This is a genomic window from Fictibacillus sp. BK138 (assembly GCF_004216955.1).
Taxonomy (GTDB): domain Bacteria; phylum Bacillota; class Bacilli; order Bacillales; family Fictibacillaceae; genus Fictibacillus.
On sequence record NZ_SGXL01000001.1, the window covers coordinates 132,261 to 147,712 of the forward strand.

General features: G+C 40.6%; 14 protein-coding genes, 1 pseudogene and 1 riboswitch. Of the genes and pseudogenes, 11 read left to right on the forward strand and 4 right to left on the reverse strand.

What is annotated here, in order from left to right; all coding sequences use genetic code 11:
- Positions 1–108: 108 nt before the first annotated feature.
- Complete coding sequence (gene ald / locus EV282_RS00685; protein ID WP_130292895.1) at positions 109–1,239, reverse strand: alanine dehydrogenase; 1,131 nt, start codon at positions 1,237–1,239, stop codon at positions 109–111.
- A gap of 367 nt (positions 1,240–1,606) precedes the next feature.
- On the reverse strand, positions 1,607–2,839 hold the full coding sequence (locus tag EV282_RS00690; RefSeq protein WP_130292897.1) for a PucR family transcriptional regulator: 1,233 nt from the start codon (positions 2,837–2,839) through the stop codon (positions 1,607–1,609).
- 119 nt (positions 2,840–2,958) lie between these two features.
- Between EV282_RS00690 and EV282_RS00695 the strand changes: the two genes are divergently transcribed.
- Both EV282_RS00695 and EV282_RS00700 read left to right on the forward strand, forming a co-directional pair.
- Positions 2,959–4,662, forward strand: coding sequence for a M3 family oligoendopeptidase (locus tag EV282_RS00695; protein ID WP_130292899.1), 1,704 nt, complete (start codon positions 2,959–2,961; stop codon positions 4,660–4,662).
- A gap of 430 nt (positions 4,663–5,092) precedes the next feature.
- Positions 5,093–5,626 carry a DUF420 domain-containing protein gene (locus tag EV282_RS00700; protein ID WP_130292901.1) on the forward strand — a complete coding sequence of 178 codons (534 nt, stop codon included), beginning with the start codon at positions 5,093–5,095 and terminating at the stop codon, positions 5,624–5,626.
- Between the two features lie 59 nt (positions 5,627–5,685).
- On the opposite strand, the pseudogene EV282_RS00705 reads toward EV282_RS00700, so the two are convergent.
- Positions 5,686–6,305 (reverse strand): annotated as a pseudogene (locus EV282_RS00705) (NAD(P)-dependent oxidoreductase).
- 157 nt (positions 6,306–6,462) lie between these two features.
- Between EV282_RS00705 and EV282_RS00710 the strand changes: the two are divergent.
- The 5 genes from EV282_RS00710 to EV282_RS00730 all read left to right on the forward strand — a co-directional run bounded on the left by EV282_RS00710 (position 6,463) and on the right by EV282_RS00730 (position 11,406).
- Positions 6,463–7,800 carry an MFS transporter gene (locus EV282_RS00710; RefSeq protein WP_226536899.1) on the forward strand — a complete coding sequence of 446 codons (1,338 nt, stop codon included), beginning with the start codon at positions 6,463–6,465 and terminating at the stop codon, positions 7,798–7,800.
- A gap of 262 nt (positions 7,801–8,062) precedes the next feature.
- The gene (locus tag EV282_RS00715) at positions 8,063–8,377 is read left to right on the forward strand and encodes a hypothetical protein (RefSeq protein WP_130292905.1); all 315 of its coding nucleotides are present in this window, start codon (positions 8,063–8,065) and stop codon (positions 8,375–8,377) included.
- 62 nt (positions 8,378–8,439) lie between these two features.
- Positions 8,440–9,309, forward strand: coding sequence for an NAD(P)-dependent oxidoreductase (locus EV282_RS00720; RefSeq protein WP_207224273.1), 870 nt, complete (start codon positions 8,440–8,442; stop codon positions 9,307–9,309).
- A 123-nt stretch (positions 9,310–9,432) separates the two neighbouring features.
- Positions 9,433–10,440, forward strand: a complete 1,008-nt coding sequence (locus EV282_RS00725) for a permease (RefSeq protein ID WP_130292907.1) — start codon at positions 9,433–9,435, stop codon at positions 10,438–10,440.
- Positions 10,441–10,458: 18 nt separating this feature from the next.
- On the forward strand, positions 10,459–11,406 hold the full coding sequence (locus EV282_RS00730; RefSeq protein WP_130292909.1) for a TIGR03943 family putative permease subunit: 948 nt from the start codon (positions 10,459–10,461) through the stop codon (positions 11,404–11,406).
- A gap of 245 nt (positions 11,407–11,651) precedes the next feature.
- Here EV282_RS00730 and EV282_RS00735 read toward each other — a convergent pair whose 3' ends face one another.
- Positions 11,652–13,229 (reverse strand): hypothetical protein, encoded by a 1,578-nt coding sequence (locus EV282_RS00735; RefSeq protein WP_130292910.1) that lies wholly within the window; start codon positions 13,227–13,229, stop codon positions 11,652–11,654.
- A 434-nt stretch (positions 13,230–13,663) separates the two neighbouring features.
- Positions 13,664–13,763, forward strand: a riboswitch (cyclic di-GMP riboswitch).
- Positions 13,764–13,848: 85 nt separating this feature from the next.
- Between EV282_RS00735 and EV282_RS00740 the strand changes: the two genes are divergently transcribed.
- The 4 genes from EV282_RS00740 to EV282_RS00755 all read left to right on the forward strand — a co-directional run bounded on the left by EV282_RS00740 (position 13,849) and on the right by EV282_RS00755 (position 15,447).
- The gene (locus EV282_RS00740) at positions 13,849–14,244 is read left to right on the forward strand and encodes a DUF192 domain-containing protein (RefSeq protein ID WP_242611802.1); all 396 of its coding nucleotides are present in this window, start codon (positions 13,849–13,851) and stop codon (positions 14,242–14,244) included.
- Positions 14,216–14,410, forward strand: a complete 195-nt coding sequence (locus EV282_RS00745; RefSeq protein WP_130292912.1) for a Flp family type IVb pilin — start codon at positions 14,216–14,218, stop codon at positions 14,408–14,410. The genes EV282_RS00740 and EV282_RS00745 overlap by 29 nt, the downstream gene beginning before the upstream one ends.
- Before the next feature lie 141 nt (positions 14,411–14,551).
- The gene (locus EV282_RS00750) at positions 14,552–15,067 is read left to right on the forward strand and encodes an A24 family peptidase (RefSeq protein WP_130292914.1); all 516 of its coding nucleotides are present in this window, start codon (positions 14,552–14,554) and stop codon (positions 15,065–15,067) included.
- Positions 15,067–15,447 (forward strand): TadE/TadG family type IV pilus assembly protein, encoded by a 381-nt coding sequence (locus EV282_RS00755; protein ID WP_226536906.1) that lies wholly within the window; start codon positions 15,067–15,069, stop codon positions 15,445–15,447. Before EV282_RS00750 ends, EV282_RS00755 begins: the two co-directional genes overlap by 1 nt.
- Positions 15,448–15,452 lie beyond the last annotated feature (5 nt).

Sequence of the window (15,452 nt, forward strand, 5' to 3'; positions counted from 1 at the left end):
CTCAAGGAAATTATATTTGGATAATATTAAGATGAGGTTAGTGAATTGTTAAGGTTTTATTAAATGTAAAAAACCTCCCAAAATAGATGGGAGGTTTGGAATTAATTATTATACAGTTTGAACTGCTTTTTCTAGAGCTGTTTCAGGAGCAACATAATCGTAGCCAAGGTCTGTTGCGACTGCTTCATATGTTACATAACCGCCAGCTGTGTTAAGTCCAGCTTTTAGAGATGGGTTATCAGCGATCGCATTTTGTGCACCTTTGTTAGCGATTTGAAGCGCGTAAGGTACTGTTACGTTTGTAAGTGCGATCGTAGAAGTACGAGGCACTGCACCAGGCATGTTCGCTACTGCATAGTGAACAACTCCGTGCTTGTCGTATGTTGGGTTGTCGTGTGTTGTGATGCGGTCAACCGTTTCAAAGATACCGCCTTGGTCGATCGCTACATCAACAACAACTGATCCTGGAGTCATGGCTTTGATCATTTCTTCTGTTACAAGCTTAGGTGCTTTTGCTCCTGGGATAAGAACTGCTCCGATAACTAGGTCAGATTCAGCTACTGCTTGTGCGATATTCAATGGGTTAGACATTAATGTTTGAATGCTGTTTCCGAAAATATCATCTAATTGGCGAAGACGGTCAGGGCTAAGGTCGATGATCGTAACATCTGCTCCAAGTCCGATCGCTACTTTCGCTGCGTTTGTTCCTACAACACCGCCTCCGATGATTGTAACTTTACCGCGGCGCACGCCAGGAACGCCTGCAAGAAGAATACCTTTTCCGCCTTTTGGCTTCTCAAGGAACTGTGCACCGATCTGTGCAGACATACGTCCTGCAACTTCACTCATTGGTGTTAATAAAGGAAGAGTACGGTTGAATTCAACTGTTTCATAAGCGATTGCTGTTACGCCGCTTTCAGTTAGAGCTTTTGCCAATGCTGGCTCAGCTGCTAAGTGAAGGTATGTAAACAGAATTAGGTCTGAACGGAAGTACTTGTATTCAGAAGCTAGAGGTTCTTTAACCTTCATTACCATTTCTGCTGCCCATACATCTTGAACATCTTCTAAGATCTGCGCGCCTGCTGATGCATAATCTTCGTTTGTAAATCCGCTTCCTACACCTGCATTGTTTTCAACTAATACAGTGTGGCCAGCCGCTGTTAGCGTCATTACACCCGATGGCGTGATCGCTACGCGGTTTTCATTGTTTTTAATTTCTGCTGGAACTCCAATAATCATTTGTGAATCCTCCTATATAAGTAAACTCGTTGAGTGCGTTTTCAATTGTGGTTTCAGTATAAAAGGAGGTGGTTGGCTTTTCATTGTTAAGAAACTAGAAAAATAAAAAAAGCATTTGTGATAATTCACAAACGTTTTTCCTAGTGAGGGTTCTTTTCGTAAATTTTGAAAGGCTTGGCAGGATTGATTTCCGTTCCAGGATGCTCGCTTTCCTAGGGGCGTGCGGTGAGCCTCCTGCCGCTTTGCGCCTTTAGGAGTCTCACCTGTCCCGCTGATCCCTCAGGAGTCTCGCACCTTACACTCCAATCAATTTGTCGAAGATGAGTATTAAACCATCAATAGCAACTATCTTCAAGGAAACATTTTTTTAAAACAACCTATTTATCTTAAAATCCAAGTAGATCATGATCTTTTGATGAGGGCTTTTTAGATCAATGTTGGTAATTTCACCGATTCGCTTTAACCGGTAAAGCAGTGTATTCATATGGATATGAAGCACTTCTGAGGATTTATTCAGGTTCTCATCCATTGTCAGGTAGGTCTCTAATGTGTGATAAAGCTCTGTTTTGTGAAGCCGGTCATATTCCTGCAAACTCTTTAGCATTTCGTTCTGATAGCCTTGTCTTTGTTGTTTTTCATAAATCGTATCTAAAAATTGGTAAATGCCAAGTTCGTGATACCCGGTTAAAGAAAGTGTCTCCCCACCGAGTTTTTCTTGTACCGCCAAAACGCTCGATGCTTCTTTATAGCTTTTCTCGACTTGTGTGAACGATGTTACTAAACTTCCGTAGGCTGCTTTTATTTCCGATACAGAAAATCGCTCTTTCATATGAGTGAAAAAGGATTCAACAAATGACTTGGCCAAATCGAGCGGCTGTTCTTTCCCGACTGGAGAGGCGAGCAGCAGCATTTGGTTCGAGTCAGCGGCAGACAAAAGGACATTTATTTTTTGATTAACAGCAGCCAGGTACAAAATATCTTTTTCCAAGGCAGGTGTGACCTCTTCCTGCAGCTGTAATATAAAGACAACTGCAGGGAGGACGGGTAATATATTAAGCTCATGCAGTTTTTCTAAAATGCGTTCTTCATGAGGAAGGTTGCCGGTCAGCATCTTCCAGAAAAGCTCCTGGCGGTTTTCTTCCTTCTTTTTTGTTCCGATCTGCATTTGGAGAAGCTGGCTTTTAGCGGATACAGCAGCTAGCTTTAAAAGATGCATGTCATCTGCGGTTAACTTTTTTTCAACTTCAAGAACCCAAATATAGCCGAGGACCTCGCTGTTCTTCCTGATGGATACAGCAACACGGTCTCCGAGCCCAACTTTCTGAATGGAGCTTACGCGAACGGGGTCATCGCTTTCCTGCAATCTCGGTATCACTCCGTCTTTCCATAAGCTATTCACAACTTTTTCAGGAACGCGCCGTCCGATGATCGTTGCGACTCGTGCAGGATCTGTGCTGTCTTCATGCGTACTGTAAGCAAGGAGACGATGGTTCTGGTCTTCAATGGTAACAGGGCATGACAAAACATCACTGATTTTATCAGCTAAATTTTCGAGGCTTCCGAATGTGCCTTTAAAAGGATCTGTTTGATACTCTTTCATTTGTTCTCCCGCCTTCAATTCTTCTGTCTTTATTCTACCGAAAAAGTATGGGATATTACAGGAGAAAGGGAGCGGTTTGTAGAAATTGGTAGTAAGCAAAATTTATAGGGGGCATCGATATGAAATTTAGTGAATTTACATATGAAAGACCGAATGTGGAAGAGCTGAAAAAAGCTTTTGAAGAAGCAGTACAGATTTTTCGTGATGCGTCATCCGCAGATGAACAGAATGAAGCGATGAAAAAGGTTGTTTCACTGCGCAACAGCTTTGAATCAAAAGCGAGACTAGCAAAGATCCGTCATACGATTAATACGGAAGACACTTATTATAAGGAAGAACAGGCATTCATGGATGAGAACCTTCCTGTTTATCAAGGGATGGTAACGGCGTTTCATGAGGCGCTTGTGCAGTCTCCTTTTAAAGATGAGCTAGAAAAGAAGTGGGGCAGCCAGCTGTTCCGTCTGGCAGAATTAAAGGTCAAAACCTATTCTGATGATGTACTTGAGGATTTAAAACTTGAGAATAAATTAAGCTCTGAATATGTGAAAGTAATGGCGTCGGCGAAAATTGAGTTTGATGGAAAAGAGCTGACACTTGCTCAGCTATCACCGTACAGCCAGTCTTCAGATCGAGAAACAAGAAAAAGAGCCAGCTTGGCGGGGAATGCATTCTTGAAATCGAACGAAGAAAAATTCGATTCGATTTATGACGAGCTAGTAAAATTGCGTACAGGAATCGCACGCAAACTAGGTTATAAAAATTTTACAGAGCTTGCTTATGATCGTATGGGAAGAACCGATTATAATGCGGCAGATGTGAAGGTGTTCCGTGAACAAGTAAAAGAAATTATTGTTCCGCTTTGCACGCAATTAAGAAAGAAACAGCAAAAGCGTATTGGATTAAACGAACTGAAGTTTTATGATGAACCGTTCAGTTTCACAACAGGCAACCCTAAACCACAAGGCGATGCGGGCTGGATTGTTGATAAGGCAAAGCTAGTGTTTGCAGGGCTCGCTCAAGAAACGGGTGCTTTCTTCAACTATATGGCTGAAGATGAGTTAATGGATCTTGAAAGTAAGGCAGGCAAAGCTCCTGGCGGTTATTGTACGTATCTCCATGATTATCAAGCGCCGTTCATCTTTACGAATTTTAACGGATCTGATAATGATGTGCGCGTGCTGCTGCATGAGATCGGTCATGCGTTCCAGATGTATACGAGTCGCGGATACGAAGTGCCTGAATATCAATTCCCGACACTGGAAGCTTGTGAGATCCACTCCATGAGCATGGAGTTTTTAACATACCCATGGATTGAAGAGCTGTTTGGTAAAGACACAGAAAAGTATTTATACTCCCATTTAACTGGGGCAGTAGAATTCATTCCATACGGCGTAGCGGTGGATGAGTTCCAGCATTTTGTGTATGATCACCCAGAAGCAACACCGGCAGAGCGTCGTGCGAAATGGAGAGAACTTGAGAAAACATACTTGCCTCACCGTGATTATAATGGAGTGGAGTATCTGGAAAACGGCGGATTTTGGCATAGACAAGGCCACATTTTCCGTTCGCCGTTCTATTATATCGACTACACGCTAGCTCAGATTTGTGCGCTTCAGTTCTGGAAGCGATCTGTTGAAAACCGTGAAGGTGCTTGGGAGGACTATTTCGCTCTTTGTCAAAAAGGAGGAAGCCTTCCATTCACGAAACTAGTGGAAGAAGCGGGATTGATCTCGCCATTTGAAAAAGGCTGTGTATCGTCAGTCGCAGGGGAAGTAGAGAAGTTCCTTTCCGCCATTGATGAGGAGCAGTTTGCGAAAGCTTAAATAAGTGTTCGATTGAGGGGAAACCGGCCTGAGTGCCGGTTTTTCTTTTTTGATTTGAGAGTGTAGAGGGTAAGGGGTATGTAGTGTGCGGAAATTGTCGAGGAATGACATCTCGTGGATAAAAGACAAAAACTTTTGGATTTAAGGGCCAAACTCGTGGATAAAGAAGCAAAAGTTTTGGATTGAGCACCAAAACTTTTGGAGTTATTCAGCAAAACCGTTGTGTATACCTAGGGGTGTATCCCAATTCGGTTCGTTTCGGCAACCGAAACTGTACATTATTTGAAGAATTATTGACACTTGCATCGGGCATGCTGATTTCAGCGGTTATTAAGTTTGGAATTAGGGTGCAGAATGGTAAAATGAAGTTGGGGAACGTGTAGAAAAGATATAAGAAACTACATTTTGTGTTGAAAAGGAGTAATACACTATGGCTGAAACGAAACAGCGTAATTATACACCGCTTATTATCGGGTTATCGATTGCGATCAATGTATTGGTTGCCGTGCTCTTCTTCTTGCCCGAGTATGAAGGGGAGATCGCATTTGATGTAACTTTGCTGCCGCGATTGAATGCAATCTTTAACAGCTTTACATTCGTTTTTTTACTGGCTGCTCTTTATTTCATTAAGCAGAAGAACATAACGCTTCATAAACGGTTCATTTTTGCCGCGTTTACGAGTACGACTTTCTTTCTGCTTTCTTATGTGACGTATCACTATTTAACGGAATCAACATCTTACGGCGGAGAGGGTCCGCTTAAGTATATTTATTTCTTTATATTGATCACACACATTCTGCTTGCGATCGTGATTGTGCCGCTTGCTTTGATCACTGTAACACGCGGATTGAACATGCAGGTGGAGAGACACCGCAAGATCGCTCGCTGGACGATGCCGTTATGGCTGTATGTAAGTTTAACAGGTGTACTCGTCTATTTGATGATAGCACCTTATTATGCATAAAAAAGAGAAGGCTTTTGCTGAGGTTTTTTTAGCAAAAGCCTTTTTGTTTTGTATAGCTTTTAGTAAGCGATACCGACGCGTGACTCAGAGAAACGCGGCTCTCTGATGAGAGAAAAAGTGAAATGTGCGGTGTCACCTGTACTGATTTTGCTGCCGTCCACAGGCAAGAAATCTTTTTCCACCCGATATGTTCCAGTGATCTCACCGTCCGGCAAGTAAGTCGGGCAAACGATCGTCCAGTCCAGACCGCTTTCTTTTAAAAGAGTATACGCTTTATGGTGATCTTCAGCTGCTCTTGTTAATTTTCGCTTTGATTCAGAAGACTGGTAGCGCAGCAGATCAGGTTCAGTGCGGCTCTGCAATATGCCAGCCGTACCAACCGATATGATTCGTGATACGCCTTCTTTTTTCATTGTCTCTATAATGGCATGCTTTCAGAAAGAACGTTTCCGCCGTCAGTGGAGAGAGCGCTGACCACCATATCGCTACCCGATATGGCTTCTTCTATTTGCTCTTTATTTAAGACATTTCCGTGTGTATACGTTATTTTTTCTAAAATAGATGATGGGAGTTTGTCTGGGTGGCGAAGAAGAGCATGCACTTTCATTCCATCTTGAATGGCAAGTTCTGCAATTCTTTGTCCTACTCTTCCCGAAGCACCTAAAAGTAGTAATTTCATGTGAATACCTCCTGCGGTTAGGTATCTTTATCATATCATTTAAGCTTTCTTGAAAAAAATCTAACAAAGTGTAAATTTTACTAAGCAAATTAAAAGATTTTTAATTTCTTCTCATGCTAAGATAGGAAATATTGTTTAGATGAAAGAGGTGAACACAATGGCTGTAGAAGAAGCGCGTTTTGGTACGATTCAAGAAAACCGGATTATCCCTTTATGGAGTTTAACGGTGTGGCTGGTTGTCATGAATACGACCATGTTTAATGTTGCTCTTCCGAGTGTCATTTCACAGTTTGATTTAAGTCCTACGGCTGGTTCCTGGATCGTATCAGGTTATTCCATTGTGTTTGCCTTGTCGACGATTACATTCAGCCGCTTGTCTGATTTTATACCGATTGGCAAGTTATTGATGACGGGGCTAGTCATATTAGGCATCGCATCGATCATCGGCTATTTTGCTAACAGCTTTGTTTTTGTGCTGGTCAGCCGCATGGTACAGGCGATGGGAGCCGGAGCTGTTCCGGGACTCGGAATGGTGCTTGCGACAAGGTATATTCCGATCTCAAGACGAGGACGCGCAATGTCTTTTATTTCGTCGGCTGCATCTCTTGGTTTTGGACTCGGGCCAGTGATTGGCGGAGGCATCACACAGCTTCTCGGATGGAACTTCTTATTTATCGTGACAGGACTTGTATTGCTGCTGCTGCCTATTTTTAAAATATATCTGCCTGTAGAACAAAGAAGGGCCGGTTCTTTTGATTTTGTCGGAGCCCTCTTAACAGGTGGAGGAGTTACTACTCTTTTACTCTACCTTTCCTCGTTCTCTTTCTGGCAGCTTGGATTGAGTGTCTTGTTCTTTACGATTCTTGTGTTGTATTCAAAGAAAAAAGCGGAGCCTTTTATTCGGATCAATCTGTTTAAAAACAGCACGTATGTATCTCTTTTGCTTGTTGGGCTCATAGCGTTCATGACTCACTTTGCTTTCTTGTTTGTTATGCCTGTGATGCTTTCTAATCTGTTTCAAAAAGAACCCGCTGTTATAGGTTTAGTCATTTTTCCTGGAGCCATGCTATCCGCGTTTGCTGCTATATTCGTGGGGCGCTGGATCGACCGTTTTGGCAATCTTCCTGTCATGCGTGCGGGTCTTCTGTCGTTGCTGGTATCAGCAGTGCTGTTTTCGCTTCTAGGAACAAAAGCGTTTTACATGACAGCTATCTTTTATATGTTTACGAGCATAGGGTTCTCCAGTCTTACTTCTAGTTTGGCAAACGAGAATTCTAGAATCTTAAATAAAGACGAAGTAGGTTCTGGCATGGGGATGCTCCAGCTGGTGCAATTCTTCGGCGGAGCACTTGGCGTGGCTATTGCGGGACTCTTGATTGAAGGGCAAAGAGCTTTTGCATTAGAAGTCGTATACCGAAATGTGTTTATTTTCTATACGATTCTCGTATGTATAGCGATCGCGATCTATCATTTCAAAATAAAGAAAAAAGTGTAAGCCAGTTTGGTGAAACCCGAACGGCTTGCACTTTTTTTGTGCGGAATTTTAATAAGGCAGCTTATTCATATATGAAATGAAGTAAATAGTCTAGGGCAAAATCTCGAAAACAGTTTGGGAAATAAATTGTTGGGGGTCAGACCCCCCTATTATAAAAAGTTGTAGAACTTTGTCAGAAAATGCCGATAAGTAAACTGGAAAGATAAACAGGCTAATCATTAAGCATCCATATAAATGATTGTGAAAGGACGAGGGAATAATCGTGGAAAGAAATAAAGAACTGATTGACTCATTAATTAAGTTTCAGAAACTATTAAACACACACCCAGATAATGTTGATTCCATTCCGGTTTTCACAAATTACATACGCTCTTTTTTACGCATCAAACCCATGGGCAGAACACTGCCTACTATTGAAGTTATGACTTTATTAAAGAAAGAAAAGCCCCAAATGTTTTATCTACTGAAACGGCATTCGAAAGACGATATCATGACGATGTTAACGTATTTAAATATGGATTATGATCAAGCTCAAATTAAGATTGAACGAATTTTACAAGGGGAAGTCATCGCATAAGTGCGATGATTTTTTCATTTCATGTACTTTCGTTATAATGTAGAAAAAAAGGAGTGAGAGAATTGAAGACAATCGGATTTATTGGAACAGGCGTTATGGGAAAAAGCATGGCTGGCCACTTGATGAAAGCGGGACATCCCGTTCATGTTTATACACGAACGAAAGAAAAAGCGAATGACCTCCTTGATAATGGTGCGAAATGGGCCGAAGCACCGAAGGATATTGCACAAAATTGTGATGTGATCATCACGATGGTAGGCTATCCTCAGGATGTCGAAGAAGTATATTTAGGTACTGATGGTCTTATTGAACACGCTAAGGAAGGTTCCTATTTAATCGATATGACGACTTCAAGTCCTCAGCTCGCTCAAAAAATTGAAAAAGCAGCTGCTGAAAAAAATCTTGCAGCCTTGGATGCACCCGTTTCAGGCGGCGATATCGGAGCAAGGGATGCTAAATTGTCCATCATGGTCGGCGGCGACGAATCAGCATTTAAGGAACTTCTTCCAATCTTCTCTAAAATGGGAACAAACGTCGTATATCAAGGGAAAGCAGGCTCTGGTCAGCATACAAAAATGTGCAACCAGATCGCGATTGCATCCGGAATGATTGGTGTATGTGAAGCGATTTTATATGCTGAAAAAGCAGGACTGAACCCGGAAACTGTGCTGAAGAGCATTGAATCAGGAGCAGCGGGAAGCTGGAATTTAAGCAACCTTGGTCCAAGAATGTTAAAAGGTGATTTTGCACCTGGATTTTACGTGAAACATTTCATCAAAGACATGACGATTGCTTTGAACTCTGCTGAAGAAATGGGATTGTTGACGCCAGGATTATCTTTAGCTAAAAAGCTGTACGAAGAACTGGCGGAAATGGGAGAAGAAGATAGCGGAACACATGCATTGTATAAGCGTCTAGCAAACCAGGGTTAAAAGCCCTGGTTTTATTTTTGTACTTTACAAAGCGTAATAATTACGATTTAATATAAAGTGGTTAAATACAAAATTAATAGATTACATAAATGGATCAAAACGATAGGAAGGGAGATTCGTGTGATGAGAGATATTGCAACTAGAGATTCTGTAAGAAAAGAGATGATCGGTCTTTTATTGCTGGCCATATTCATCATTTCGTTTCTATTTATGGAAGAGATTAAAAATGATTCAGTGTTTAAAAATCTCCCTAATTCAATCATGCACCTTAATACCGTATTTTTAAGTATTTTAATAGAGGCAGTTCCATTTATTTTATTGGGAGTTTTCATTTCTGCTCTGATCCAGACGTTTATTACAGAGAATCATATCAGAAAACTTATACCCAAAAATCCTTTTGCAGGTATTGGAGCAGTGATGTTTTTGGGCGTAATCTTTCCAGTTTGTGAGTGTGCCATCATCCCAGTGGTTAGGCGTTTGATGAAAAAAGGCATGCCGCTTCATCTAGGTGTGGTTTTTCTTTTGACAGTGCCAATCGTTAATCCTGTGGTTATTCTGTCGACATTTTATGCATTCCGGACAAATATGACAGTTGTATACGGCCGTGTTGGCCTTGCTTTGGCTGTTGCAGTTGTAATTGGGATCATCATTTATTTTCTTTTTCGCAATCAAAATCAGTTGAAATCTGAAGTGCTTCAAGCGGGGCATGACCATTCTCATGGATTAACCCAAAGCCGTTGGAAGCAGACTTTGTATCATGCTTCCGATGAATTTTTTGATACAGGGAAATTCCTGATCATGGGTGCTTTTTTAGCGAGTATGTTCCAGGTTTTTCTGGATCGAAAAGATTTACTCGCGCTTGGCAGCAATGAATGGATGTCAACCGGACTGATGATGGGACTCGCATTTTTGTTATCGATCTGTTCAGAAGCGGATGCCTTTATCGCAGCTTCATTCGGAAGTACGTTTACAGTTGGATCCATTATCGCTTTCTTGGTTTACGGGCCGATGCTGGATGTAAAAAACATGTTTATGATGTTCGCTTATTTCAAAACACGATTCGTTTTTGTGCTCATGGGATTAATTACATGCATAGTGTTTGTCGCAACAATGGTGTTTCAGTATTTTTAGAATGGGAGAGAAGCTGATATGAAAAAGAATGACCAAGACTTTCATATTTACTTAAGAGGCATTATTTTGATCGGTTTCATGCTACTGTTGATCGGACTGATCACATCAGGAAAGCTTACTTATTATGTGGCTCCCAAAATGCATATCTTCGTTTATTTTGCTGTTGCGATATTTGGAATATTAGGAGTCATGCAATTTTTCAGAAGGTCACAGCATCATCATGAAGAGGGATGCGGGTGCGGCGTGGACCATACACCAAAGGGTACGCCGATTAAACACTTCTTAATTTATATGTTATTCGTGATTCCCTTGTTAACAGGATTTATGATGCCCGAGAAAGCGATGGACAGCTCTATTGCAGAGAAAAGGGGAATCCGTTACGGTACCGGTTTGTACGCGAAACCTGCTCAAAAGACTGAGGAAGGTAAAGTCGTGGCGTCTGAAGAAATAGATGTTGAAGCATATCTAGAGGATCCCGAAGGCTATTTAAAAGAGATGGAAGAGAACGTGAAGAAAGAGAATCCTATCGAAACGTATGATGTGACCGATTACTATGAGAAATTAGGAAAAGAGTTATTAAAAGAAGATAAAATCACCGTTACATCAGAACATTATTTAGATGCAATGAGTGTTCTTAATATCTATCTTGATCAATTTAAAGGAAAAGAAATTGAAACGACTGGATTTGTTTATAGAGAAGAGGGCCTAAAAGAAGACCAGGCTGTCATTGCCCGTTTTTCAATGAACTGTTGCAGTGCGGATGCGGTAGTATACGGAACCATTGTTGAAGGAGATCAAGTATCAAAGCTAAAAACGGATACTTGGTACACAGTAACAGGCATTATTGACGAAACCGAATTTAATCATGTTCGGCTTCCTCTTGTTAAAATAGACTCTTTAAAAAAGATTGAACCTCTTAAAGATCCATATGTATATCCGAGTGCAGAGAGTTTTGTGACAGAATAAAATAAAGAAAGCGGAGGATTGATCCCCCGCTTTTTCTTTTTGGTTTTTTTAAAAAGATAGTTGCCAGACACTTCTTTGAAAAGTTAATTGGAGCGAAAGGACGAGACTCCAGCAGGATGAGTGGGACAGGTGAGACCAATCAATGTCGCGAAGCGACGAGGGGGCTCACCGCCACCCTGCGGAAAGGGAGTCCTGTAGCGGAAATTAACTACTTTCAATAGCATCAAAGTTTGCTACAACAGCTATTAATATACATACGTTCCAACAATAAACAACTGGAACAAAACAGTTATTCCGATAAAGTAAGAGACTTGAGCAAAAAGGCCCCAATCCTTATTTTTAACAGCTTGCATGACATACAGTGCTACGATGGAAACGATAATTGGAACGACGAGTGAGCTGCCGTCAAAAGTTAAATATTCAGGTGCCAATGTATAGAATCGATTGTTAAACAAAGATTGAATCACGTAGAGCTGTGTAAGAACAAAGAGCGCAATCGATACCCATTTCACCCAAGGTCTTTCTTCTTCAATCACATCAATTCGAACAGCATACAGAATACCTAAAAATAAAATAGTCGGTACAATCCATATAAATGCATTTGTCATTGCGATAAACGAAACAATTGAAGCGGCGAAAGCGTCAAATGTGGCGTTGTAGACATCCTGCTTACTGATGGATTGACTGCTTTTTATTATTGCCGGATCCTGACTTGCTGCGTGAACCTGATAATCCTGAACAGACTCCGCTTTTAACCAGAAAACGGTTTGATCATCTGCTTTTACAGGGTAGATTGAGAAATCGTTAGTCGTACTAATACGTGTTGCTTCCCACGTATCATTTTTAAGCGATGCCCTATAAATATTACCCGCATCTTTCTTATTAGATATTGCTCCTCTGGCAGAGAAAAGAATAGTTGGTGCATCGTTTTCTATGTTTAAATTCAGGTATGTTGGGTTTTCAATTTCGTACCCTTCTGATACATCTTTAAAATTAACGCTTGTAAAGGACATCTCTTTCAACTGGTTCAATGGTGCTGCACCGTAAAAAGTTTTAAAGGATTTCGTTCCTTGCTTGGATGAATAGAACGTGTAAAGAATATGAACGTCATCACCAGCTTCAGCCAATCTGAAGTTATAAATTTTATCAGTTGGCGTTTTGCTGTACTTAAGTATAGAGACTGGTTCATATTGTCCGCTTTTTTCAGTTAAATAGAATGCTTCCATTTCAACCTTTTCACCGACAACGGCAATAAATGATGTGGATTCCGGATTTGCGTTTAACTCTGCAATTTTTTCTTTAGCCGAGAAAATTAATTTACTTTTACCGTCTTTAGGATCATACGCATAAACTTCATTTCCTTTCGTATACGCAAATCGATCCTTTGTATCGGCTAAGAATTCAACGCCTTTATCTAATACACTTTGCTTGCCGTCTTTTTGAATGATCAAATCGCCCTGCGATACGAAAGCGATCTGCTTGCCGTTCGTCCAAAAGTTTCCTCTTTCATCCATCGACAGCTTTTCAGTTTTCTCGGAAACTAGATTTAGCTTTTCATCCAATATGGTAGCTTTTAAACCATCTTTAATATGAGTATAGATATGATATTGATTTTCTTCCTTAAATGCAATAGGTTCTGAGCTTATGGACTCGGCCGATATACTGACGGATCGGCTCCAGTCCTTGTTTGGAAGTTTAGTCTCCTGGCGGATATTGTTCCAAACCACCAATCCTACCAAAAGCAGAACAATGGCAAGAGGAAGAAGATAAGCTTTTCGATTCGAATGATTCTTTTTCTTTTTTACTTTCGAATCTACGTTCATGGTAATGCCCCCTTTTTTCTATAAAAGAACAAGATTATTAGTATTCGATATATAGACGGATATTCCTGTAAAAATTATTCATTTTTTATAAAAGAATAGATATTTTGTATGGATTGAGGCAGGTTAAATAGTCCTAATAGCGTTAGTGAGGGGGAAAAAACACATTCAGGGTAAATTGGCTCATAAGAATTTTTTGAATATTAAGTAATTATAAGCTTTTTGCTTTGTTATGAAACTATTAACTGAATTAGAGTTGAAGATTTTACGGTTACTTGGACCTACAATGAAAAAATCTTAATATGTTTAAATAACTAAAAGTTGCAATATAAAAATAAGCAACAGGTCTGATTTCCTATAACAGGAAAAAAGATAGAATTTGGTTATAAGTCAGATTCATCGACACATCTTGATAAAATCCTACAAAGCACGCTGAATCTCGATAAAGGCAAAACTGGTGAAAGTCAGTGACGCAAAACTACAGGGGCTAAGGTGTACAAACTTATCGATCGTACATGATGCCAGCCAGTTACCGAAAGAGCCCGGGGTGTTTTTTATTTGCCTATAAACCCCATTTTTCGGTAAAAAAGTAAAAATATATGTAATAGGAGGTGGGAGACACTTGCTGCTTAACCTGGAAACGGGTGAATTGCTGGCAAGAGAAGTGAGGCCGGCATACCGTTTTTCCAAACGATTAAAAGGGCTCATGTTTACGAAAGAGCTTTCAACTGAGAGTGCTATGCATATCAAACCTTGCCATTCTATCCATACTTTTTTTATGAATTATGCAATCGATGTACTTTATTTAGACAGTGAAAAGCGAATTGTGGCAATGGATGAAGACCTACCCCCAAAACGGTTCGGAAAATTGTACAAGCATGCTGCATCTGTCATTGAACTTCCGTCTGGAACGATCGCCAAAAGCCAGACCAAAGTGGGACACAAACTATTGATTGAAACCAAAAACAAATTCTTAGGAGGAACTAATCATGAAAAACAAATTAATGGGTCTTATTAAAGAAGAGCAAGGACAAGGGATGACAGAGTACGGTTTAGTTTTAGGATTGATTGCAGTTGCGGCTGTTGGAGCACTAGCAATGTTACGTACAGAAATCGTTGAGATGTTTACTACTGCAAAAGATATGGTTGTAAACCGTGAATCTGGTGGTACAACAACTCCTTAATACAAGGCACCACAAGGCCTTACGTTACTTAACGTAAGGCCTTTTTTAAACAAACAGTCTAACTTGGCGGTCAGATGACATTTGTCCTAGCTACCAAGTTTTAAGTTTATGGAAGACTTTCTTAAATAGAAGGTGATAACAATGTGGTTCGATGCCATTTTAATTTTCGTATTAATGATCTGTGTCATAACTGATTTAAAAAGCCGCAAAATCTATAACAACGTCATTTTTCCTGGGCTTATGATCGGCGTTTTTTCTCATGTAATCGCATCTGGATGGACCGGCTTGTTCTTTTCGTTAAAAGGGTTCTTTCTAGGTCTCGGATTGCTGCTCATTCCCTATCTTTTGGGAGGTATGGGTGCAGGTGATGTGAAGCTGCTTGCTTTAATTGGTGCCTTAAAAGGTTCGTTGTTTGTTTTTTATACAGCGATCTATATGGGTTTGATCGGAGGCGTAATGGCTCTCGGAATCATGTTATTCAGAAAGGGATTTATTACAAGAATAAAAGGCATCCTCTATTCTATGGGTTGCTGGAAATTCGGCATTAGAATTCCTGTTTTTATTGAAAAAGATGCTCTGACCCAAACCTACCCTTATGGCCTTGCCATTGCCGGCGGAGCAGCGGTATGCCTCGCAATGAAGGGAGTCTTTTTATGATGAAAAACGAAAAGGGACAATCTCTTGTTGAAATGGCACTTGTTCTTCCGCTGCTGCTTTTGCTCATTGTAGGCATTTTTGATTTTGGGAAGCTTTTCTACACATATATGCAGATGCATCTTGCCACACAAGAAACGGTCAGGCTTGGAGGGCTTGGTAAAGAGGATGAAGAGATCCGTGCATTCGCACGAGATTATGTTCAGATAAAGGATCCATCACTTCTTCAAATAGGAATTACGCCCGACTCTTCAACAAGAGAATCTGGCCAGTATGTGACTGTTACCTTGTCGTATCCGCACAAATTTATTACACCTGGGATGGGAAAATTGTTTGGAGAAACGATACCTGTTGAAACGGAATCTACTATTCGGGTGGAGTGAGGTGA

Coding starts and splice junctions, on each gene's coding strand:
- ald (WP_130292895.1), bottom strand. CDS start 1,239: ATGATTATTGGAGTTCCAGCAGAAATTAAAAACAATGAAAACCGCGTA.
- EV282_RS00690 (WP_130292897.1), bottom strand. CDS start 2,839: ATGAAAGAGTATCAAACAGATCCTTTTAAAGGCACATTCGGAAGCCTC.
- EV282_RS00695 (WP_130292899.1), top strand. CDS start 2,959: ATGAAATTTAGTGAATTTACATATGAAAGACCGAATGTGGAAGAGCTG.
- EV282_RS00700 (WP_130292901.1), top strand. CDS start 5,093: ATGGCTGAAACGAAACAGCGTAATTATACACCGCTTATTATCGGGTTA.
- EV282_RS00710 (WP_226536899.1), top strand. CDS start 6,463: ATGGCTGTAGAAGAAGCGCGTTTTGGTACGATTCAAGAAAACCGGATT.
- EV282_RS00725 (WP_130292907.1), top strand. CDS start 9,433: ATGAGAGATATTGCAACTAGAGATTCTGTAAGAAAAGAGATGATCGGT.
- EV282_RS00730 (WP_130292909.1), top strand. CDS start 10,459: ATGAAAAAGAATGACCAAGACTTTCATATTTACTTAAGAGGCATTATT.
- EV282_RS00735 (WP_130292910.1), bottom strand. CDS start 13,229: ATGAACGTAGATTCGAAAGTAAAAAAGAAAAAGAATCATTCGAATCGA.
- EV282_RS00745 (WP_130292912.1), top strand. CDS start 14,216: ATGAAAAACAAATTAATGGGTCTTATTAAAGAAGAGCAAGGACAAGGG.
- EV282_RS00750 (WP_130292914.1), top strand. CDS start 14,552: ATGTGGTTCGATGCCATTTTAATTTTCGTATTAATGATCTGTGTCATA.
- EV282_RS00755 (WP_226536906.1), top strand. CDS start 15,067: ATGAAAAACGAAAAGGGACAATCTCTTGTTGAAATGGCACTTGTTCTT.